At 72.0% G+C, this 21,123-nt stretch carries 22 protein-coding genes; 10 read left to right on the forward strand and 12 right to left on the reverse strand.

Features of this window, described 5'->3' with window-relative positions:
* Positions 1–43: 43 nt before the first annotated feature.
* The 8 genes from ACNAVT_RS25705 to ACNAVT_RS25740 form a co-directional block, all read right to left on the reverse strand.
* Positions 44–1,813, reverse strand: a complete 1,770-nt coding sequence (locus ACNAVT_RS25705) for a proline--tRNA ligase (protein WP_416299841.1) — start codon at positions 1,811–1,813, stop codon at positions 44–46.
* A 76-nt stretch (positions 1,814–1,889) separates the two neighbouring features.
* On the reverse strand, positions 1,890–3,485 hold the full coding sequence (locus tag ACNAVT_RS25710; protein WP_416299843.1) for a hypothetical protein: 1,596 nt from the start codon (positions 3,483–3,485) through the stop codon (positions 1,890–1,892).
* 390 nt (positions 3,486–3,875) lie between these two features.
* Positions 3,876–4,448 (reverse strand): hypothetical protein, encoded by a 573-nt coding sequence (locus tag ACNAVT_RS25715; protein ID WP_416299844.1) that lies wholly within the window; start codon positions 4,446–4,448, stop codon positions 3,876–3,878.
* Entirely contained in the window at positions 4,445–4,984 is a 540-nt protein-coding gene (locus tag ACNAVT_RS25720) for a DUF6286 domain-containing protein (protein ID WP_416299846.1), read from the reverse strand. Before ACNAVT_RS25720 ends, ACNAVT_RS25715 begins: the two co-directional genes overlap by 4 nt.
* A gap of 12 nt (positions 4,985–4,996) precedes the next feature.
* The gene (locus tag ACNAVT_RS25725; RefSeq protein ID WP_416299848.1) at positions 4,997–5,425 is read right to left on the reverse strand and encodes an Asp23/Gls24 family envelope stress response protein; all 429 of its coding nucleotides are present in this window, start codon (positions 5,423–5,425) and stop codon (positions 4,997–4,999) included.
* Positions 5,422–5,601, reverse strand: a complete 180-nt coding sequence (locus tag ACNAVT_RS25730; RefSeq protein WP_416299850.1) for a hypothetical protein — start codon at positions 5,599–5,601, stop codon at positions 5,422–5,424. The genes ACNAVT_RS25725 and ACNAVT_RS25730 overlap by 4 nt, the downstream gene beginning before the upstream one ends.
* A gap of 99 nt (positions 5,602–5,700) precedes the next feature.
* Positions 5,701–6,084: a hypothetical protein gene (locus ACNAVT_RS25735; protein WP_416299852.1), complete on the reverse strand. Its 384-nt coding sequence runs from the start codon at positions 6,082–6,084 to the stop codon at positions 5,701–5,703.
* Positions 6,081–6,554: an Asp23/Gls24 family envelope stress response protein gene (locus ACNAVT_RS25740; protein WP_416299854.1), complete on the reverse strand. Its 474-nt coding sequence runs from the start codon at positions 6,552–6,554 to the stop codon at positions 6,081–6,083. The genes ACNAVT_RS25735 and ACNAVT_RS25740 overlap by 4 nt, the downstream gene beginning before the upstream one ends.
* 256 nt (positions 6,555–6,810) lie before the next feature.
* Between ACNAVT_RS25740 and ACNAVT_RS25745 the strand changes: the two genes are divergently transcribed.
* From ACNAVT_RS25745 to ACNAVT_RS25760, 4 genes are all read left to right on the forward strand, one after another.
* Entirely contained in the window at positions 6,811–7,341 is a 531-nt protein-coding gene (locus tag ACNAVT_RS25745) for a SigE family RNA polymerase sigma factor (protein WP_416299856.1), read from the forward strand.
* Positions 7,338–8,462 (forward strand): hypothetical protein, encoded by a 1,125-nt coding sequence (locus tag ACNAVT_RS25750; RefSeq protein ID WP_416299858.1) that lies wholly within the window; start codon positions 7,338–7,340, stop codon positions 8,460–8,462. Before ACNAVT_RS25745 ends, ACNAVT_RS25750 begins: the two co-directional genes overlap by 4 nt.
* A 228-nt stretch (positions 8,463–8,690) precedes the next feature.
* On the forward strand, positions 8,691–9,458 hold the full coding sequence (locus tag ACNAVT_RS25755) for an SGNH/GDSL hydrolase family protein (RefSeq protein WP_416299860.1): 768 nt from the start codon (positions 8,691–8,693) through the stop codon (positions 9,456–9,458).
* Between the two features lie 3 nt (positions 9,459–9,461).
* Entirely contained in the window at positions 9,462–9,908 is a 447-nt protein-coding gene (locus ACNAVT_RS25760; RefSeq protein WP_416299862.1) for a hypothetical protein, read from the forward strand.
* Positions 9,909–9,952: 44 nt separating this feature from the next.
* On the opposite strand, the gene ACNAVT_RS25765 is transcribed toward ACNAVT_RS25760, so the two are convergent.
* Both ACNAVT_RS25765 and ACNAVT_RS25770 read right to left on the reverse strand, forming a co-directional pair.
* Complete coding sequence (locus tag ACNAVT_RS25765; protein WP_416299864.1) at positions 9,953–11,194, reverse strand: WD40/YVTN/BNR-like repeat-containing protein; 1,242 nt, start codon at positions 11,192–11,194, stop codon at positions 9,953–9,955.
* Positions 11,187–11,624, reverse strand: a complete 438-nt coding sequence (locus ACNAVT_RS25770; protein ID WP_416299866.1) for a sigma factor — start codon at positions 11,622–11,624, stop codon at positions 11,187–11,189. Before ACNAVT_RS25770 ends, ACNAVT_RS25765 begins: the two co-directional genes overlap by 8 nt.
* A gap of 116 nt (positions 11,625–11,740) precedes the next feature.
* On the opposite strand from ACNAVT_RS25770, the gene ACNAVT_RS25775 reads away from it, so the two are divergent.
* Together ACNAVT_RS25775 and ACNAVT_RS25780 are read left to right on the forward strand one after the other, a co-directional pair.
* Positions 11,741–12,643 (forward strand): sulfurtransferase, encoded by a 903-nt coding sequence (locus tag ACNAVT_RS25775; RefSeq protein ID WP_416299868.1) that lies wholly within the window; start codon positions 11,741–11,743, stop codon positions 12,641–12,643.
* A gap of 95 nt (positions 12,644–12,738) precedes the next feature.
* A complete protein-coding gene (locus ACNAVT_RS25780) occupies positions 12,739–14,376 on the forward strand; it encodes a hypothetical protein (protein ID WP_416299870.1) in 1,638 nt (545 codons plus the stop codon).
* On the opposite strand, the gene ACNAVT_RS25785 is transcribed toward ACNAVT_RS25780, so the two are convergent.
* Positions 14,348–14,785 carry a hypothetical protein gene (locus tag ACNAVT_RS25785; protein ID WP_416299872.1) on the reverse strand — a complete coding sequence of 146 codons (438 nt, stop codon included), beginning with the start codon at positions 14,783–14,785 and terminating at the stop codon, positions 14,348–14,350. The two genes, ACNAVT_RS25780 and ACNAVT_RS25785, sit on opposite strands and share 29 nt — an antisense overlap.
* Positions 14,786–14,814: 29 nt before the next feature.
* Complete coding sequence (locus ACNAVT_RS25790) at positions 14,815–16,110, reverse strand: MFS transporter (protein ID WP_416299874.1); 1,296 nt, start codon at positions 16,108–16,110, stop codon at positions 14,815–14,817.
* Between the two features lie 161 nt (positions 16,111–16,271).
* Here ACNAVT_RS25790 and ACNAVT_RS25795 point away from each other — a divergent pair, with 161 nt between their 5' ends.
* The 4 genes from ACNAVT_RS25795 (at position 16,272) to ACNAVT_RS25810 (ending at position 21,062) form a co-directional block, all read left to right on the forward strand.
* Positions 16,272–16,898: a TetR/AcrR family transcriptional regulator gene (locus ACNAVT_RS25795; protein WP_416299875.1), complete on the forward strand. Its 627-nt coding sequence runs from the start codon at positions 16,272–16,274 to the stop codon at positions 16,896–16,898.
* A gap of 86 nt (positions 16,899–16,984) precedes the next feature.
* A complete protein-coding gene (locus ACNAVT_RS25800) occupies positions 16,985–18,322 on the forward strand; it encodes an acetyl-CoA carboxylase biotin carboxylase subunit (RefSeq protein ID WP_416299877.1) in 1,338 nt (445 codons plus the stop codon).
* Positions 18,323–18,386: 64 nt separating this feature from the next.
* Positions 18,387–19,307: a hydroxymethylglutaryl-CoA lyase gene (locus ACNAVT_RS25805; RefSeq protein WP_416299879.1), complete on the forward strand. Its 921-nt coding sequence runs from the start codon at positions 18,387–18,389 to the stop codon at positions 19,305–19,307.
* 222 nt (positions 19,308–19,529) lie between these two features.
* Complete coding sequence (locus ACNAVT_RS25810) at positions 19,530–21,062, forward strand: acyl-CoA carboxylase subunit beta (protein ID WP_416299881.1); 1,533 nt, start codon at positions 19,530–19,532, stop codon at positions 21,060–21,062.
* Positions 21,063–21,123 lie beyond the last annotated feature (61 nt).

Consider the following 21,123-nt stretch of genomic DNA (forward strand, 5'->3'; position numbering starts at 1 on the left):
GAAAACCTCGGTCGATCTGGAGCGGTACCCCGTCGCGCGTCGGCTACACCCGGTCGCGGCGCGCCCCGCCCACCTGGGCGAGCAGGTGCTCGACCAGGCCGTCCACCGGCAGCTCGACCCGCTCGCCGGAGGCGCGGTCGCGCAGCTCGACGTATCCCTCGGCGAACCGGCGGCCGACCACGACGGCGCGCGGGATGCCGACCAGTTCGGCGTCGGTGAACTTCACCCCGGCCGACACGTGCGTGCGATCGTCGACCAGCACCCGCAGGCCGGCGGCGGAGAGGCGCCCGCCGAGGTCCAGCGCCCCGTCGAGCTGCGGCCCCTTCCCGGCCGCCACCAGGTGTACGTCGCACGGTGCGACCGCCGCCGGCCAGACCAGACCCCGGTCGTCGTGGTGCTGCTCGGCGACCGCCGCGACCGCGCGGGAGATGCCGATGCCGTAGCAGCCCATGGTGGGCCGGACCGGCTTCCCCTCCGGGCCGAGCACGTCGACCGTGAAGGCGTCGGTGAACCGGCGCCCGAGCTGGAAGATGTGCCCCACCTCGACGCCACGGCGCATGGTCAGCTCGCCCGTGCCGCAGGCCGGGCAGGGGTCACCGGGACGCACCTCGGCGGCCTCGATCGTTCCGTCCGGCACGAAATCCCGTCCGCAGACGACGTCGACCGCGTGCCGGCCCGGCTCGTTCGCGCCGGTCAGCCAGGCGGTGCCGGGCACCACTCGCGGGTCGACCAGGTAGCGGATGCCGTGCTTGGCCAGGATCTGTGGCCCGATGTATCCGCGGACCAGCTCGGGGTGGGCCGCCCAGTCCTCGAAGACCGCCACCGTGGCCGGATGCAGCGCCGCCTCGACCCGCTTGAGGTCCACCTCGCGGTCCCCGGGCAGGCCGATCACCAGCAGCTCCGCCTGCTCGGCGCCGGGCCGGCGCACGGTCAGCACCACGTTCTTCAACGTGTCGGCGGCGGTCCAGTCCGTCCGGCCGCCGAGGGCGCGGGCGCTCGCCAGCTCGACCAGCGACGCGATGGTCGGCGTCTCCGGGGTGTCGTGCACCTCGGTCGCCGGGTGCGCGTCCGGGTCGCCGGCGGCCGGGGCGCGGGTCACCACCGCCTCGGTGTTGGCCGCGTAGCCGCAGGCGGTACAGCCGACGAACGTGTCCTCGCCGACCGGGGTGGCGGCCAGGAACTCCTCCGACGCCGAGCCGCCCATCGCCCCGGACATCGCGCACACCACCGTGAAGTCCAGCGCGAGCCGCGTGAAGATCTTCCGGTACGCGTCGCGGTGCCGGTCGTACGCCGCCTGGAGCCCCGCCTCGTCCAGGTCGAAGGAGTATGCGTCCTTCATCAGGAACTCGCGCCCACGCAGCAGGCCGGCCCGGGGTCGGGCCTCGTCCCGGAACTTCGTCTGGATCTGGAACAGCGCCACCGGGAAGTCCCGGTACGAGGTGAAGAGGTCCTTCACCAGCAGCGCGGCCATCTCCTCGTGGGTCGGGGCGAGCAGGTGCTCGGCACCCTTGCGGTCGGCGAGGGTGAAGATGTCGTCGCCGTACTCCGTCCACCGTCCGCTGGTCCGGTACGGCTCGGCCGGGAGCAGTGCCGGGAAGTGCACCTCCTGGTCACCGATCGCCGCCATCTCCGAGCGGACGATCTCGGCGACCCGGTCCAGCACCAGCTTGCCCAGCGGCAGCCAGGTGTAGCCGCCCGGAGCGGCGCGGCGGACGTAGCCGGCGCGGAGCAGGAGCCGGTGGCTCGGCACCTCCGCGTCCGCCGGGTCCTCGCGCAGGGTCCGGAGCAGCAGGGTCGACATACGCAGCAGCATTGCCGCAGCGTACGACCGGCGTAGCCGGCCGGCGATCCAATTCGGGACGCGGCGCGCCGGCGGCCCGCACGGCCGGTCAACGCGTCTTGGCGATCACGTACGCCGACCACTGTTTCTCGAAGTCGGCGTGCGACAGGCCGAGCACCTGCTGGACCGCGTCCTCGATCTTCTTGCCCCGGTAGTGCGTCTCGACCAGCTCGAAGACCCTCTGGTTGTCGTACCGGTCGGCGATGAAGCTCATCGCGGAGTGCCCCAGCCAGTAGTGGTAACTGACCCGGCCCTTCGTCGCCCAGGTGTCGTTGCTGGGTAGCGCCAGATCGTCCTGGCGGGCGGGGAGCATGGCCCGGGAGTGATCGGTGAGATCGCTCCGCATCCAGGAACGCCTCTCGTGCCCCAGGTACTCGGCGAACCCCTCGACCACCCAGTTCTGGAGTCCGTCGAGGTTGAACTCCTCCCGGTCGTGGTCGGTGACGTTGGCGACCATCGAGTGGGCGAACTCGTGGCGGAAGAGGGCCGGCGGCAGGTCCGGGTCACCTGACCGGAAGAAGTACGGGTCCGTGACGTCGACCAGCACCCGGCTGCCGCCCACGCCCGGTCGGTCCTCGTACCGTTTGTCGGTGCTGGTGGGCTGGAAGGGCATGCTGAGCCCGGACTCGCCGTTGCTCTCCGCTCCGGTCTGGTAGATCGAGGCCATCTCCTTCTCTCCCTTCACCAGGGAGAGAACGAAGCCCTGCGGGATCTTGGCGGACACACCCCCGGCCCGCCAGGCGGCCAGGTCCGCCACCGCGGCCCGTTCGGCTGCCGGCGCGTACCGCTGTGCCTCCGCCCGCAGCGACGCGTCGACCATCAGCACCGTGTGCTCGGTCTTCTCGACGTGCAGGTTGCGCCACTTGTCCCACGGTGCCGGGTAGTAACTGAGCTCGCTCGCCCGCCACCCCTCCGGCAGGTGACCGACGGTGGTGACGGTGAGCGGAGCTCCCTCGCGGGCCCGGACGACGGTCCAGGTGTACAGCTCGTCGACCGGTGCCAGGTCGTACGCGAACCGGTGCACGAACGACAGCGTCAGCTCGACCGTCCAGCCCTCGCCGACCGACGCGAATTCGCCCTGCCGGAACTTCACGAAGCGGGCCTCGGCGAACGGCACCTTGACGAGATTCCGGAACAACCTGGTCTGTTGCGCGACGAGCTTCTGGTCGAACGGGGCCGTGAACGCCGCCAGGTCCCGGTCCTTGAGGGCCCGGGTGTGCCCGGCCAGCAGGGCTTCGATCTCCGCCGGCTTGATCGGGTGCTGCGCGGCCTCCGCCGCGTTCCTCTTGTCCAGCTGGAGCTTCAGTGCGGTCAGCGAGCCGCCGCAGAGCGCCAGGACGACGACCACCGCGGTCAGGGAGATCCAGAGCCAGCGCTTCGACTTCTTCCTGGCCGGCGGCGGGACGGGCGGTGGCCCGTACGGGCCGGGCGGCCCGAATCCCGGAGGCGGCGGGTAGCCCGGCGCGCCGTAGGGACCGGCCGGCGGCGGAAACGGCGGTGGGTACGCCCGGTCGGGCGCTGCTGGCATCGGGACCGGCTGGGGGTACGGACCGGCGGGGGCGGCCTGCGCCGGCGGCAGGTACGGCCCGGTGACCGGGAAGCGCGGTGCGGGCGGGGGAGGGTTGGAGGGAAGCCCCTCGGTCATGTCGAGTCCTCGCTCGTGTACGTCGACGACCGGGGAAGAGCTTCACGTGACCGTCCACGCACGACCGTCCCAGATCGGATCCGTGCCATTATCGCGGCGACCGTCGCCGTTTTCTGTCCGTTCCGAGTGGAGTGGTGACGTCGGGCGGGCGGGGCCGTACGGGACGCTCGAGAAGGGCGGGAACTAGGAAAGCTCCAGCCTCAGGTCAGCGGTGGCGGCGGCGATCTCACCCGCGTAACCGTCGCCGGCCGCGGCTCGCGCAGCAGCCGGATCCGTGCCGGGCCACAGGTGGGTCAGGATCAGGTGTCCGACACCGGCATCCTTGGCCTGGCGACGAGGTCGACGAGCGGACTCCTGGGCCCCGGGGGGCCGTCCGCACCCCGCCCGCTCTCAGCCCACCCGAGCGCGCCGTCGGGTGGTGAGATCGAGCGTGACGGGCAGGTCCGGCTTGCCGAGGGCGTACCGGATGCGGGGCAGAGTGAGGGCTTCGAGTCGCTCGCGCAACGCGGCGATGTCGGTGTCGGGGTCGGCGGTGACGGTGAGCGCGAGTCGCGGTGCGTGCGGGCTGCCGAGAAGTTTGGTGTCGACATCGTCGACGCCCGGGCAGTCTTCGACTTCCGCGGTGACGGCGCTGGCGAGGGCCCCGGAGTCGAGAAGGGTTCGGCCGGTGCCGTCGCCGGTGCTGATGTTGATGCGCCGCTGGCTGGGTCTGGTGTTGACGACGGTGGCCAGCCAGAGCAGGCCGAGCACCGTGACAATCGCGGCAGCCACGGCCGCCACCGGCCAGAACCAGCCGCCGTGGACACCGACGAAGTGCGCGGCCGGGTTGTCGAGCAGGTGTCGCCGGCTGAAGCCCCGGCCGAACACGTCGGCGCCGGCGAGCAGGATCGCGACGCCGGCGGCGAGCAGGACCAGCGCGAGGACGGTGATCAAGGTCCGGTTGATGCGATCGGCGCGCGTCACTCCTGCTCCTCCTTGCTGATCCGCACGGACAGAGCCGGTGCCGCGGCCAGGCACAGCGCGTCGAGGCGGTCCTGGGCGGCCGAGGCCACTGCGGCGTGCAGAGAGTCCATCGTTGGTGCGGCCCCGTCGTGGACCTCGGCACGGAGGCGCACGAGGTGCCGGCCGAGCGTGACGTGGGCATCGTGGACGCCACCGACCTCGATGGCCGCGTACCGCAGCGTCCGGGCCAGGCCCCGCCGGGTGATGGCGGCGTCGGTGGCGGGATCGACGGGCTGCAGACGCAACCGGTCGGGCCGACGGGGTTTGAGCTGCGCGGCGAGCAGGAGCAGCCCGATGACGGCGAGGGCCACCCCGATCAGCCGTACGGACCCGCTGCCCCACGTGGTGCCGGACGCCCAGCGGTAGAGGCCAGGCCAGTTCAGCACGAACGGCTTCGCCCCGACCGCGTGGGCAACGATCTCGATCAACACGAGTACGGCGCCGAGGGCCAGCCCCAGGCTCAGCAGGAACGCGAGCAAACGGTTGGTGATTCTCACCAGGGCCTCGATTCAGTGCACCCGCCTGCCGGCCCCGGGGCCGGTGACCAGGTCGGTGACGAAGATCCCCACCTCCTGGACCCGTAGCCCGGTCAGGTCCGACACGCGGGTCCGGACGCGGTCGCGTACCTGGGCGGTGACCTCCGGGAGGCATGCCGGCCAGCGGACGCTGATGGACAACTCGATGCGGGTCACCGATCCCTCGATCTGGGCGGACGCCGTCGCGGCAGCGTCCAGGTCGGTACGGCGAGCGCCGAAGCGACCCGCGCCTGGCAGGGACCGCCCGAGAACACGCGGCTTCGCACTGCCCGCCTCGGCGACTTCCCGCGCCGCCTGCCCGGCGATCTTCTCCACCACCCGGTCGTGGATGTGCAGCCGGCCCAACTCCCCGTGTGTCGGTTGGCCTGGCCCGCCTGCTGCCGCGTGCGTCGCCGCGGTCACCGGCTGCTCCGCCGGCCCTGGACGTACGGGGCGAGGTCGATCTCACCGGCGAAGAACTTCGACACCCCGAAACCGATCGCCGCGCCCAGCGCGACGACCAGCATCTGACCGAAGCTGCCGAATGCCAGGGCGAAACCCAACGCCAGGCCGATGACCACGCCTATCAACTTGATCATGCTGTCGTGTCTTCCCATCATGCTGTACGGACTGTGAAGCGGTGCGCGCCGCGCGGTGGATGCCGCGCGGGGCGCGGCAGCCGACAGGTGGCCGGGTGTTCACCCCGGTCGCGCTGTCGATCCCGGACCGGTCGGGTTGGCGCGCCCGTCCCGACGCCCATCCGCCCTGGCCGGAGGCGGGTCCTCCAGATCGGCGACAACCACGTCGACCCGACGCCCGGCCGCCAGCGGTGTGACCGCCGCCCGGACCTGGCCGGCCAGCTCCGCGGCGGTGACCCCCCACCGGCTCCGCACCTGCACCACCACGGCATCGGCGTCGACCGCCACACCCTCGACCCGGCGACCGGGCAGGTAGGTGGACCGCCCCCCCATCCAACCCGCGGTCAGGCCCACCACGTCCGGACAGGCGCAGACCGCGGTCACGACGGCATCCACGTCGACGCCGTCGACCACCGCGTGGGGCTGGCCAAGCGTGGCGGTCATGACACCCGCGACTCCTGCTGTTGGCCCTGCCGTTGGCCATCGGTCCCGGGCAGGTGCACGTCATCGACGCTGATGTTGACCTCGACGACGTTCAGGCCGGTCATCCGTTCGACGGCCGTCTTCACGTTCCGCTGGATGTTCCGGCCCAGGTCGGCGATGCTGACGCCGTATTCGACGATGACGTCCAGGTCGACCGCGGCCTCGGTCTCGCCGACCTCGACGCCGACCCCCTGGGAGACGTTCGGCCCGCTGCTGCCCGGAATCCGTTCCCGGATGGCAGTGAACGCGCGGGTGCCGGCGTTGCCCATGGCATGGACGCCCGCCACCTCCCGGCACGCCATCCCGGCGACCTTCTGCACCACGTTCTCGGCAATCATGATCTTGCCGTCTTCGTTGGTCAGCCTGTTCTGGCGGGCTGACTGCGTGCCACCCGCGCGTCCAGCCTGCTCGGTCTTGGTCTCCTGACTCATGGGGCGTGCACTCCTTCGACTGCTCGTCGTCCGGCCGCGTTCAAACGCTTCCTAAGGGTGGAGGCCGCTGCGAATGTTCGCTGGCGTTCGGCCTGTATCTCCACCTTTTGGGGCAGCCTCGGTTCCCCGGGCGCGTCAGGCGATCCGGCTACCACGTCCAAGATTCCTCCAGCGGCGACGGCAACCCTGCTTGCGGAAAGTGGCGTCTGGGGAGGCATCACGATGGTGCACCACCTGACCCCAAGGATCGGCTCGCGTGGACCCTCTCCTGAGTGAGTTCGACTCGTTCGTGCGAACACGAACCCCCGCACTGCTGCGCTCGGCCTATCTGCTGACCGGCGACCAGCACCTGGCCGAGGACCTCGTCCAGTCCGCCCTGGCGCGGACCCATCGCTCGTGGAACCGGCTGCACGACAGCGGCAACGCCGAGGCGTACACCCGCAAGACGATGTACCACCTGCAGGTCTCCTGGTGGCGACGGCGCCGGGTGTCCGAATCGATGCCGGGCGACCTGCCCGAGCCGCGCGGAGGCGACTCCGCCGCAGACCACGCCCAGCAGACGACGCTGCGACTGACCCTGCGGGTCGCGCTGGCGAAGCTCTCCGCCAAACAGCGGGCCGTGCTGGTCCTGCGGTATTTCGAGGACCGCACCGAGGCCGAGGTCGCCGACCTGCTCGGTGTCACCGTCGGCACCGTCAAGAGCCAGACCTCGAAGGCCCTGGCCAAGCTGCGCACCGTCGCGCCGGAACTCGCCGAGCTGTACATCCAGGAAGGAAGCGCCCGATGAACCACGATCGCCTTCGGCTCGACCTGGCCGACCTGGCCGACGAGGTCAGCCCGGTCGACCTGCGGGACCGGGCCCTGCGTACCTCCCGCCGGCTCGGCATCCAGCGGGCCGTCGCCACCTCGGCCGCTGCGCTGGTGATGATTGCCGCCGCCACCGGCACCGCCCTGGCGATCCGGCCCAACGGTCAAAAGCCCGCGCCGCAGCCGGCGGGTCCGTCGACCACCATCAGCCCGCCGCCGGCGGAGGTCACCCCGAAACCGGAGCGTTCGGCGAGCGCGGAGCCGACCAACTCGGCGACGCAGCCGGCGTCCGTCCTCGCCGGCACCCGGTACTACCTGGAGATCACGTCCACCCGGGCCCGGATCCACGCCGTCCGGGGCAGCTCGGACCGGGTGGCCCACCAGCTCTCGTTCGGCACTTACGGCTGCGAGGCCAACACCCTCACCGTCTCGCCGGACGGAAAGCGGGTGGCGTGGGTGCAGGACAGCACGAACGGCAACCTCAGTGGTGTGCTCCTGGCCGGCACGCTCGGAAAGCCGGGGGCGACGAAGCTGCTGGACGATGTCAGCTGCTTGGACAGCAGGCCGCTGCGCTGGCAGGGTGGCGACCTGCTGATGGTGCGCAACAAGACCGGGCAGTCCGTGCTGTTCGACGTGGCGGCCAACGAGCGGGTCAACGGTGACCCGGGCCAGGAGACCGAGCGGTGCTGGTCGGCCGACGGAAGGTGGCTGGCCGCGGCGTCGGACGGCAAGCCGTACGTGACGGACGGGACGCAGTCGCGCCGGTACACCTATACGCCGCCGAAGAATGAGGCCGAGCACTGGGGTGGCTGGGAAGCCCGGAGCGTGTCGATGGACGGCCGATACGTCTCGATCGGCTGGATCGGCACCGACCCGCAGCGCCATGACGACAGTTTCACGGTGGTCGACACCACCACCAGCAAGGTTGCCGACCTGCCGCGTAGCGGCGACATCCGCAGCATCCTGTTCACCGTCGACAACAAGGTGATCGTCAAGCGGGCGACCGGTATCAGTGTCCTGGACAGCAATCTCACGACACTCGGCACGGTCGCGGAGCGTGCCTCGGTGCGGGGCATGAGGCTGCTGGCGTACACGCCCTGACCTGCACTCGTAACCGAGGAAGGGGCGGACCACCGACGGGGGTCCGCCCCTCACGCGGTGCCGCGCTGTTCAGCGCAGCACGGTGATCCGCCAATTGCCTGGGTGTCACCTCCGTCACGGTCACCATCGATGACCTCCGCCACGTCGTACGCCAGGGGCGGGCGGCGACGGCGCCGGCGGTGACAGACTGACCGACGCAGCTCTGCCGGGACGTCAGAGGGAGGCGCAGTGCACTGGCGCAGCTTCGTGGCGGTGGGCGACAGCTTCACCGAGGGCATGAACGACGCGTATCCGGACGGCACGTACCGCGGCTGGGCGGATCTGGTCGCCACCCGGCTCGCCGCCGAGGGCGGCCCCGACTTCGGCTACGCCAACCTGGCGATCCGGGGCCGCCTGTTCCCGAACATCGTCGCCCAGCAGGTGCCGGCCGCCCTGGCCATGAAGCCCGACCTGATCAGCTTCGCGGCCGGCGGCAACGACGTGCTGCGGCGTACCTTCGACGCCGACTCGTTCGTCCCCCGCTTCGACGCGGTGATCGGCGAGCTGCGCGCCAGCGGGGCCGACGTGATCCTGTTCCGATTCGCCGATGTGATGGCCCGGCTTCCCGGGCAGCGACTCGTCGCGCCCCGGGTGAACCTGCTGAACCGGGCGGTGGGGGAGGTCGCCGAGCGGCACGGCGCCATCCTGGTCGACCTCTACGCCGACGACACCTACCTCAACCCGATGCTGTGGAGCACCGACCGCCTGCACATGTCGGCGGCCGGACACCGTCGGGTCGCCGGGCAGGTGCTCGCCGCGCTCGGGGTGGGCTGCGACGAGGAGTGGCTGATGGTGCCGCCGCACCCCGCGCCGACCCCGTGGCTGGCCGCCCGCGCCGCCGACCTGCGCTGGGCCGGGCAGCACCTGGCTCCGTGGATCAAGCGGCGGCTGACCGGCCGCTCCTCCGGCGACCTCGTCACCGCCAAGCGGCCGGTGCTCGGGCCGATCGTCGACTGACCGGTGCGGACGATCCACGCCGCACCGCTGCTGCGGCTCACCCTCGACGACGAGCCCCGCCCGGATCACGCGGTGCTGGTCTACGGCGACCGGGTCGAGGCCGTTGCGCCGTTGGACGAGCTGACAGAGGCGTACCCCGGGGTGCGGGTACGGCGGTGGGCCGGCACCCTCGGGCCGGCGCTGGTGCACGACGGGCCGCTGCCCGCCGCGCCGACCCCGCGCGAGCGGGTGCACGCCCTGTTCCGGCTCGGCGCCGCCGCGGTGCTCGCCGCTCAACTGCCCGATCCGGCGCTCCGGGCCGCTGCGGCGCGGGGCGATGTCGCGGTCCTCGATCGGGCCTGCCCGCCGGCACTGGTCCCGGCCGGCCGCGCGGACCTGGCCGTCTTCGGCGACGACGGCTCCTGCCTGGCCACGGTGGTGGCCGGGCGGCTGGTCCACCGCCGCGCCTGACCGCCCCGAGGGCCCGGTACCGACCGTGCCCTCGGGGCGGTGGATCAGGAGACCCGGACCCAGGTCCGGTCGACGCCACGGCCGGTGCCGAGGAGCTGCATGTTGTTGGCGGGCGTGACCAGCACCGTGCCGTCCGGCAGCACCGCGACGCCGACCCCGTAGTTGGAGCTGCTGTGCAGCAGGTCGCGTAGCTCGGGGACGTCGACGTAGCGGCCGTCGGCCACGAACCCCATACCGCCGTACGTACTGGTGACCGCCAGGGTGCCGCCACCCACGGCGGCGACCCCGTCGGTGTCGTCCGGCAGGCCCGGGCCCTGCTGCCAGCGGTCGCGGACCAACCGCCACACCGCGTTCGGTCGGTCCGTCCGCACCAGCCAGACGTCGCGGCCGTCGGGGGAAGCGGCGAGGTTCCGCGCCCCAGCGACCGCCGGCAGCTTCCGCCAGGTAACGCCCAGGTCGTCGCTGGTGATCACAGTGAATCGGTCCCCTTCGAGGACGGTGAGCCAGAGCCGCCCGTCCCCACCCTCGAATAGGACGCTCTCGACCTCCTGACTCAAGGTCACCGGCGGCTGGTGGGGCAGTGCGCCACCGTCCACCACCCGCAGGACCTGCTGTCGGCCACAGGTCAACCCCCGGGCGCCGCCGTCCAGCCCCTTGGGCGAGGGGCACCCGATGAACAGCCCGGAGGGGGTGGCGAAGGTGCGCCGGGTCGCCTCGGGCGGCGAACCCAGCGGGTGGCTGGTCCAGGTGGCACCGCCGTCGACGGTCACGAGGTACCCGTCGCGCGCCATGACGGTCAGCGTCTCGTCGTCTCTGGGCAGCAGGTGCACCCCACCGGTCGGGGCAGCCGGGAAGGCCGTCCGTCGCCAGGTCACGCCCGCGTCGGTGGTCCGGGCGATGGTTCGCTGGCAGCCGCGGGCGTCCGGATCGTACGAGCCGCAGGTGTCGAAGAGCGCCCAGCCGGTGCGGGCGTCGACGAACCTCAGGTCGGTCAGCTCACCTGGGACGCCCGGCAGGGCGACCTTCCGTTCGGTGACCTTCCCGTCGGGTGTCGGGGAGACGGTGGGGGTGGGCGTCGGCTCCGGCCGGTCGCCCCGGTGGGCGGCCGCGTAGCCGCCGGCCGATCCGGCGAGCAGCAGCGCCGTCACTCCGGCCAGCAGGCCACGTCGCCGCCGGCGACGGGCGCGGACCCGGTGCTGCGCCTCCGGTACGCCCGGCGGCCGGAAGGTCTCCCTCGCCGTCGCCTCGAATTCGGCGAACATCTCCTCGATGACGGTGTCAGGCACGGTGGCCCTCCGCTCGGGTCGCGGTGAGCTGGCCGGCCAGCGCTGCCCGACCCCGGGACAGCCAGGAGCGGACGGTGCCCTCCGGCGCCCGGATCAGCGCCACCCGGTCCGGTTCCGGGCCGGGAACGTGCTCCTCACGCTGCCGGCCCAGGTGTCGCACGGCGGTGCGCATCCGCCGGAGCCGGCTGGTCGCCAGGTTCCACGCCACCCGGCGGACCCAGGCGGAGGGATCGTCGTACGCGCTGATCCGCGACCAGCGCTCCAGCATCCGGCAGAACGCCTCCTGGGTCAGGTCCTGCGCCTCGGCATGGTCCCCCAGGTACGCGTAGAGCTGCACCGCGATCCGATGGAAGTGCGCCTGGTAGAAGTCGGTGAAGTCCACCGGCGCTGCCACGGACCGGGGTGGCCCGGTCTGTTGCCGTACGGTCATGGCGATCCTCTGTGATTGGCGGGTTCCGCCACTGTCACGCATGACCCGCCGCATTTGCTGCACCTGGTTTTCGTTGACCGGCCGACGGCCCCGGGATCGGGCGTAGCTTGGGGCTCATGCCTGTGCCGAGCGATCCGAATCCCCGCCTCCAGTCGTACGCCGACCCGCAGCGCCTGGTCACCACCGAGTGGCTGGCCGAGCACCTGGGCGACAAGGGCCTCGTGGTGGTCGAGTCCGACGAGGACGTGCTCCTCTACGACACCGGGCACCTGCCGGGCGCCGTGAAGGTCGACTGGCACACCGAGCTGAACGACCAGGTGACCCGGGACTATCTGGACGCGGAGAGTTTCGCCGAGCTCTGCGCCGCGAAGGGCATCGGTCGGGACGACACGGTGATCTTCTACGGCGACAACTTCAACTGGTGGGCCGCGTACGCCCTCTGGGTCTTCTCCCTCTTCGGCCACCCGGACGTCCGGCTGCTCGACGGCGGCCGGCAGAAGTGGATCGCCGAGGGGCGCGAACTGACCCGGGAGAAGGTGACCCGGCCGCGCGCCGAGTATCCGGTGCCGAAGCGTAACGACGCGCCGATCCGGGCGTACCGTGAGCAGGTGATGGCGCACGTCGCCGCCGGCCGGCCGTTGGTCGACGTCCGCTCGCCCGGGGAGTACACCGGCGAGATGCTGCACATGCCGGACTATCCGCAGGAGGGTGCGCTGCGCGGCGGGCACATCCCCGGTGCGGTGAGCAAGCCGTGGAAGTCCGCCGCGAACGACGACGGCACCTTCAAGTCCGCCGACGAGCTGCGCGCGATCTACACCGACCAGCTCGGGCTGAGCACGTCCGACGACGTCGTGGCGTACTGCCGGATCGGCGAGCGGTCCAGCCACACCTGGTTCGTGCTGCACCACCTGCTGGGCTACCCACAGGTCCGCAACTACGACGGCTCGTGGACGGAGTGGGGCAACCTGGTCCGCGCCCCCGTCGTGAAGGGCGACCAGCCGGGCGGCCTCACCGGCTGAGCCCCGACCGAGGGGCGATTCGGCGTTGCTCCACCGCCCGCCATCCGACCGGGCAGGCTGGATGAGCGGTCGTCGGAGCAGCCGAGGGAGGGCGCGTGGGTCGCCTGGACAAGCGTCTCGTCGGCCTGCTCGTGCTGGCCGCGGTGCCGCCCGCCGTCGAGGGCCTCGTTCTCGACGTGGTGGGGTTCCGTGCCGCCGAGGGGCTGGCGCCGCAGGTCTCCGCGGTCTGGCCGTACGACACGTATCACGACCTGCGGTGGTTGCTCGTCTACCACGACTCGTGGCTGACCTTCGCCATCGGACTGGTCGCGCTCATCCTGTTCCGGGCCTTGCTCACCACCGGGCTGGTCGCCCTGGCCTGGCCCCGGCAGCTGCCCCGGCCGAGCCTGCGCTGGCTGCTCCGGCGAAACCTCGTGCTGTCCGCGGTGATCACCGCAGTGGTCTCACCCTGGGCGTCCCTGTCGATCGCCGCCTCGGTGGTCGCCCTCTCCTGGCTGCTGTTCGCGTCGCTGCTGCCGCTGTTCCTGCTCGCGCCGTTCCTGCAACGTGCGGCCGTGGTCCGCAGCTGGTGGCGCGGGCTGCCCTCGATCGAGCTGGTCGGCTGGTCCCTGCTCAACTTCGTGGTGCTCACCGTGGCCGGCGGGGTGACCTGGGTGGTCCCGATCGGGTGGACCGGACCGGTTTCGGCCGTTGCCGGGCTGGCCAACGGGTTGCTCTGGCAGCGCACCGTGGCGGCCGCCCTGTTGCCACGCCGCCCGGTGAAGTGGTCGAGGGTGCCGGTGGCGCCGCTGGCCGTGCTGCTCGCCTTCGTCGTGCCGGTGGTGGTGCAGCCGTTGCTGCAGCTCCTGCCCGGGACATCACCGAAAGGGCGCGCGCTGGTGCTCGACCGGCCGCTGCCGGCCGACGTCCGGCACGCGGTGATCTTCGTGGACGGCCACGGGAGCACCTACGATGGGCGGCCGGCCGTCGACCCGAACGTGCAGGAGTTCTCCTATCGGGGCATGGACCCGCAGGGCCGGCCGCTGCCGTACTCCGCCCGGGACACCTACAAGTCGATCGCGACCAGCGTGGGGCTGCTGGCCACGCAGGTGGACCTGTTGCATCGGCGGACCGGCCGGCCGGTGGCACTGGTGGGGCAGAGTGAGGGGTCGATGGTGTCCCGGACCTACCTGGCCGACCATCCGCATCCGGCGGTGGACACGCTGGCCATGTTCAGCCCGCTGATCAATGCCGGCCGCGCCTACTATCCCCCGGTCGGGGCGTCCGAGGGCTGGGGCATCGCCGCCGGGTGGGAGCTGCGAATCCTCTTCGGCGCCGTCAACGCCGTCGCCCACAGCGGCAGCGGGCCGGAGGAACCGTTCATCCGGTCGCTGCTGGACAACGCCCCCTTCTACCGCAACGACATGATGTGCCCGGTGCCCGGGGTGCGCATCGTGGCGTTTCTGCCGACCACCACGGCGACCGAGGCACCACCCGGCGAGTTCACCCGCGTCCCGGTCTTCGAGATGCCGGCCGTGCACGGCGGCCTGCTCGCCACGCCGGTCGTCCAGGAGCATCTGCTCAACTTCCTGGAGGGCGAGTCGGTCAGCCAACCCGAGGGCGGCTACACCCAGCTCCAGGAGTTCTCCGCCGCCTGGCAGGCCCCGCCGCTGGCGCTCTCGCTCAACCCGGTCTGGCGGGCCGAGCACCTGCCCGACCCGGCCTTCACCGGAAAGGTCTGCCAGTCGGGTTGACCTCGCCGCGCGGAGTTCCCCGCCGGCAGCGCACGAGCAGCACGAGGGTGGCCACCGCCAGCCCGATCACGAGCACCGCCCAGACCGGGTGAAAGGGAAGCAGGATCAGGTGCAGGCCGATGCCCCCCACCGCCACCGCCGCGGCGAACCGGATCGACCAGCGGCGGCCGGAGACGAGCAGGATTCCGCCCAGCACCATGAGCGCCCCGGTCGCCATGTGGGCCCACATCCAGCCGGTCACGTCGACCACGTCGACGTGGTAGATCCCCTCCGGGGTGAACACCACGTACTGGTCGTTGCTCAGGTCGGTGACACCGGAGATGGCGTCGAAGAGGCCGGCGCCGGCGAGCAGCACGCCCGCCAGCATCCGCTGCCGGCCCGGTAGTTGGGCCTCGTCGGGCTGCGTCACCCCGTCCTCCTCTCGCCGTCCGCTCCAGCCTAGGGACGCGGCACCGGATCCGCCCGGAGCTCGGAGCGGGAACCCACCTCCCGTAGGGCCCGCCAGGCCCCGGCGGTGACCAGGGCGAAGACGCCGGCCGCCGCCCAGCCCACCGGGGCTACCCCGTACGCCTGGGCGGCGAACCCGGCCAGCGCCGCCCCGACCGGTGCGCTGGTCAGCCCGATCACCCGCTGCGCCGCACCGACCCGGCCGAGCAGCTCGGGCGGCACGTGCCGCTGCCCGTACGCCGACCAGAGGCTGTTCCAGATCGTCGTGCCGGCGGCGAAGCAGGCCAGCGCGACGCCTCCGGCCAGCCGGTGCCGGGCCAGCGCGAACCCGGCCAGCGCCACGGCCTGCCCGAGCAGCACGCCGCGCAGCGCGGGCAGTGTGCCGAAGCGTCGCGCCACCCGCCCGGCGGCGAGCGCCCCGACCAGTCCGCCGACCACTGCTCCCGCCGCGAACAGGCCGTAGGCGGCCGGCGGCACCCGCAGCACCTCGAGCGCGTACAACACCAGCACCGCCATGACACCGCTGATGGCCAGGTTCGACCCCGCAGTCGCCAGGGTCACCCCCTTCAACACCCGCTTCCCCCACACCCACCGCACCCCCGCCCACGCCTCCCGCCACACGGACCCCCGTCCCGTCCCGCCGATGTTGCAGTTGTGGCTCCTCATGCCTTCCTTTTCCGCGCGTTCACGGGGGCCGCAACTGCAAGATCGCGGCGCGGGGCGGGTCGACACGGTGAGGATGAGGAGGGCGGCCAGGGTGAAGGTGAGGGCGTCCAGGGCGAACGGAAGCGGTGCGGCGAGGGCGAAGAGCAGGCCGGCGAGGGGTGCGCCGAGGAACCCGCCCGCGACGGCGGTACCGGCCTGGAGGCGGCCGTTGGCGGTGGGCAGGGTGTCCGCGGGCACCAGCGACGGCAGCACGGCGAACGAGGCCGCGTCGAAGAGCGTGCCGAGGGCGGCGAGCAGGAACGCGGCGGCCGCCAGCGTGGCCATGCCGGCCCGGCCGGTGGCCACCAGCAGGGCCAGGACGGCCACCACGACGGCCCGCGTCCCGTCCACCGCCGCCATCGTCCGGCGGCGGTCCCACCGGTCGGCGTACGCGCCGCCGAGCAGGCCGAAGAACAACGGCGGGAGCTGCCCGGCGACGGTCACCGCGGCGATCGCCCGCGGATCGCGGGTGAGCGTGGCAGCCAGCAGGGCCAGTGCCGGCGTACGCAGGGCGTCGCCGAACCGGGAGGAGACGGCGGCGGACCAGAGCAGCCGGTAGTCGCGGCCGAGCACGGAAGTCATGCCCAGGGACCCTGCGGCCTGCACCGGGTCGAGGGTCAAGCGGCCGAAACGGGACGGGCCGTGGACGGGGGACGGACCCCGGGCGCCGGTGGCGGAGACGTGATCCAACCGACGGGTAACCGAGCCTCCACCGTTTCGCACCCGAGGTCTAGGCTGGTCCGGTGGCGGTGGAACAGCGGGCGCGAGGTGCGGCGAACGGAGCGACGGGTACGGGTCGACGTCGGTCCCGGCGGGACGAGATCCTGGAGATCGCGGTGGGACTCTTCGCCGCCCGCGGCTACCACGGGGTGTCGATGGACGACATCGGCGCCGCCGCCGGGGTGACCGGCCCGGCCCTCTACCACCACTTCGCCGGCAAGGAGGCGATGCTGGTCGCCGCGCTGGTCCCGGTCAGCGAGGGTCTGCTCGCCGGTGGGCAGGAGCGCGCGGCCAACCACCCGGACGACCCGCGCGGCACGCTGGAGTCACTGATCGACTTCCACGTCGAATTCGCACTGGCCAATCCGGCGGTGATCGCGCTGCACCTGCACGAGCTGGACCGCCTGCCCGACGAGCCGCGCCGCCGGATCCGCCGGCTGCAGCGGATGTACGTCGAGGAGTGGGTGACGGTGCTGACCGCACTGCACCCGGGGCTGCCGGCCGGCGCGGCGCGGGTGCTCGCCCACGCCGCCTTCGGCCTGATGAACTCCACCCCGTTCCTCGGTGGCGAGGTCGACCGCCACCGTCGGGCCGAGCTGCTGCGCGGCGCGACGCTCGCGGCCCTGCTCGCCCCGACCGATCCGACCTGATCGGTCCCGGCCCGGCCAACTCGTGAGTAACCTGCGGCTCGTGGTTCCCTAGCATCCGTCCCCACCCCTGGACGCCGGGAGGAAACATGATCGAGTCGCTGCTGGTCGCCAACCGGGGCGAGATCGCCCGCCGGATCATCCGTACCGCCAAGCGACTCGGGATCCGCGCGATCGCGGTGCACTCGGAGGCCGACGCCGGCCTGCCGTTCGTGACCGAGGCGGACGAGGCGGTCTGCGTCGGCCCGGCCAACCCGGCGCAGAGCTACCGGAATGTCGAGGCCATCCTCGCCGCCGCCAAGGCGACCGGTGCCCAGGCCATCCACCCCGGCTACGGCTTCCTGTCGGAGAACGCCGACTTCGCCCGTACCGTCGAGGCCAGCGGCCTGATCTGGGTCGGACCCGGCGCGGACGCGATCACCGCAATGGGTGACAAGATCAACGCTCGGAACCTGATGGCGGCGGCCGGGGTTCCGGTGGCCCCCGGCACCACCGACCCGGCGACCGACCTGGACGCGGCGGTGGCCGCCGCCGCGGAGATCGGCTACCCGGTGATGGTCAAGGCGGCGGCCGGTGGTGGCGGCATGGGCATGGGCGTGGCCGCCGACGAAGCCGCGCTGCGCACCGAGTACGACAAGGTCCGCTCGTTCGCCGAGCGGATGTTCGGCGACGGCTCGGTGCTGATCGAGCGCTACTTCCCCCGCGTACGCCACGTCGAGGTGCAGATCCTCGGCCTGGCCGACGGCCGGGTGGTCGCCCTCGGTGAGCGGGAGTGCTCGGTGCAGCGGCGCAACCAGAAGCTGGTCGAGGAGTCGCCGTCCCCGGCGGTCTCCCCGGAGTTGCGTGAGCGCTTCCTCGCGGCGGCGGTACGTGCCGGCGAGGCGGTCAACTACCGCAACGCCGGGACCGTGGAGTGCCTGTTGGATCCTGCGACGCAGGAGTTCTTCTTCCTGGAGATGAACACCCGGCTCCAGGTGGAGCACCCGGTCACCGAGTACGTCTACGGCGTCGACCTGGTCGAGGAGCAGCTGCGGGTGGCCGCGGGCCTCGCCCCCACCTTCGACCCGGACGCGCTGGCCCCGCGCGGGCACGCCATCGAGCTGCGGATCAACGCCGAGGACCCGAAGCGGTTCCTCCCCGGACCGGGTGCGATCACCACCTGGAACGAGCCCGCCGGTGCGGGCGTACGCGTCGACTCCGGCTACGTCGCCGGCAACACGGTGACCCCGTTCTACGACAGCCTGATGGCCAAGCTGATCGTGAGCGGCAAGGACCGCACCGAGGCCGTCGAGCGGGCGAAGGCGGCGGTGGCCCAGTTCGAGATCGTCGGCCCGAAGAACAACGTTCCCTTCTTCGCCGAGCTCTTGGAGAACGACGAGTTCCTCTCCGGCGACTACGACACCGGCATCGTCTCCCGCATGCGCTGACCCGCCGGGGTGACATGCTGGAGGGCACCCATCACGTAACACCGTCACAGTGAGGTGACCCCTTATGGCGGAACTGCCGGACTTCGTGTCGATCCGGGAGGTCGGGCCGCGCGACGGACTCCAGAACGAGGAGCCGATCCCCACCGACGCCAAGGTGCGTCTGCTCGACGCGCTGTCCCACAGCGGAGTGCGGCGGATCGAGGCTGTCTCCTTCGTGCATCCGAAGGCGATCCCGCAGATGGCCGACGCCGACGAGGTGTGGCGGCGGGCCGCCAGGGCCGAGGGGGTGCGCTACTCCGCCCTGGTGCCGAACACCCGCGGCGCCCAGCGCGCCCTGGCCGCCGGCTTCACCGAGATCGAGGTGGTGGTGTCGGCCAGCGACACCCACAACCGGCGCAACGTCAACCGCTCCACCGAGGAGTCGCTCGACGACATCGCCGAGCTGATCGACCTGCTGCACGGTGCCGGCGCCCGGGCCGAGGTGATCATCGCGACCAGCTTCGGCTGCCCGTACGAGGGGGACGTCGACCCGCGGCGGGTCGCCGGCATCGTCGACCGGGTGGCCCGCGACGGCGCCGACCGGGTGGCCTTCGGCGACACCACCGGCATGGGCACCCCCCGTCGGGTCCGCGAGCTGATCACCGCGGTACGCGACCGCAACGCGCACATCCCCGTGCTGCTGCACTTCCACAACACCCGGGGCACCGCCCTGGCGAACCTGCTGACCGCCATGGAGCTGGGGGTCACCGAGTTCGACGCCAGCGTCGGCGGCCTCGGCGGCTGCCCGTACGCCCCGGGGGCCAGCGGCAACCTGGCCACCGAGGAGGCCGTGCACATGCTGCACGACATGGGCATCGACACCGGGATCGACCTGGACGCCCTGATCGAGGTGGCCGAACTGGCCGAGCACCTGGTCGGCAAGAAGCTCCCCTCCGGCGTCCTCCGCGCCGGCCCCCGCACCCGTCTCACCCCCCTTCCCGCCTGACGGGCCCCAACCGCCGAAGCCAGTCGGATCAAGGGGCTTGCGTCCGCGCCCAGCCGGGGCCAGGACGCAAGCCCCCCCTTGATCGACAACCGGCCCGGTAAGCCCGGGACGGGCACGGGTCAGCGGGTGAGGCGGTCGCCGGATCGTGCCCCGATGCGCTAGCCTAACGATCGTTCAGGTCGGTCGGCGCGCCCACGAGGCGCGGGTGGCGAGGGAGTCGGCGTGACGCTCGACGGTGAGGCTCTGGAGCAGCTGCGAAAGCGCGCCAAGGCCGGCGGTGCGGACAAATACCACGCGGCGAACGCCGCCAAGGGCAAGCTGTTCGCCCGCGAGCGGGTCGCGCTCCTGGTCGACGAGGGCTCCTTCGTCGAGGACGGCCTCTACGCCAACGCGCAGGCCGAGGGGCTGCCCGCCGACGGCGTGGTCACCGGCACGGCCACCATCGACGGCCGCCCGGTCTGCCTGATGGCGAACGACTCCACGGTCAAGGCCGGGAGCTGGGGTGCGCGTACCGTCGAGAAGATCATCCGGATCATCGAACGGGCGTACTCGACCGGCGTGCCGATGGTCTACCTGGTCGACTCGGCCGGGGCCCGGATCACCGACCAGGTCGAGCTGTTCCCCGGCCGGCGGGGTGCCGGAAAGATCTTCTGGAACCAGGTCCGCGCCTCCGGTTCGATCCCGCAGGTCTGCGCGCTGTTCGGACCCAGCGCGGCCGGCGGGGCGTACATCCCGGCGTTCTGCGACGTGGTCGCCATGGTGGACGGCAACGCCAGCATGTACCTCGGCTCCGACCGGATGGTCGAGATGGTCACCGGCGAGAAGACCACCCTGGAGGCGATGGGCGGGGCCAAGGTGCACTGCGCCGAGTCCGGCGTCGGGCACTTCCTCTGCAAGACCGAGGCCGAGGCGCTCGACGTGGTCAAGCGCTACCTGTCCTACCTGCCGGCGAACTGGACGCAGGCGCCGCCGGCCGCGTCGGCCGGGGAAGCGCCCGCGAAGGCCGACCTGGCCGCGCTGGTCCCGGCCAGCGAGCGACAGGCGTTCGACATGCGCCGGTACGTCAAGGGCCTGCTCGACGAGGACAGCTTCTTCGAGATCCAGGCGCTCTGGGCCAAGGAGCTGACCATCGGCTTCGGTCGGTTGAACGGCGAGGTCGTCGGTGTGGTCGGCAACAACTCGATGTTCAAGGGCGGCGTGCTCTTCGTCGACTCGGCCGACAAGGCCACCCGCTTCGTGCAGCTCTGCGACGCGTTCAACGTGCCGCTGCTGTTCCTCTCCGACGTGCCCGGCTTCATGGTCGGCAGCGCGGTGGAGAAGCAGGGCATCATCCGGCACGGCGCCAAGATGATCACGGCGATCTCCGAGGCGACCGTTCCCAAGATCTGTGTGGTGGTCCGCAAGGCGTACGGTGCCGGCCTCTACGCGATGGCCGGCCCGGGCTTCGAGCCGGACGCCACGATCGCGCTGCCCACCGCCAAGATCGCCGTGATGGGTGCGGAGGCCGCGGTCAACGCCGTCTACGCCAACAAGATCGCCGCGATCGAGGACGAGACCGAGCGGGCCGCCTTCGTCGCCACCAAGCGCGAGGAGTACGAGCGGGACATCGACATCGTCCGGCTCGCCAGCGAGCTGGTGGTCGACGCGATCGTCGAGCCGCACGAGCTGCGCGCGGAGCTGGTCCGCCGGTTCGCCGCCGCGCGCGGCAAGGAGCGGCACTTCTCGAAGCGCCGGCACGGCGTCACCCCGGTCTGACCCCCGCCGCAGCCACCCCCGCGCTGCCACCGCACGACCCGTCCCGGCGTCACGAGCGCCA

It is taken from the genome of Micromonospora sp. SL4-19 (genome assembly GCF_047921475.1).
Taxonomy (GTDB): Bacteria; Actinomycetota; Actinomycetes; order Mycobacteriales; family Micromonosporaceae; genus Micromonospora.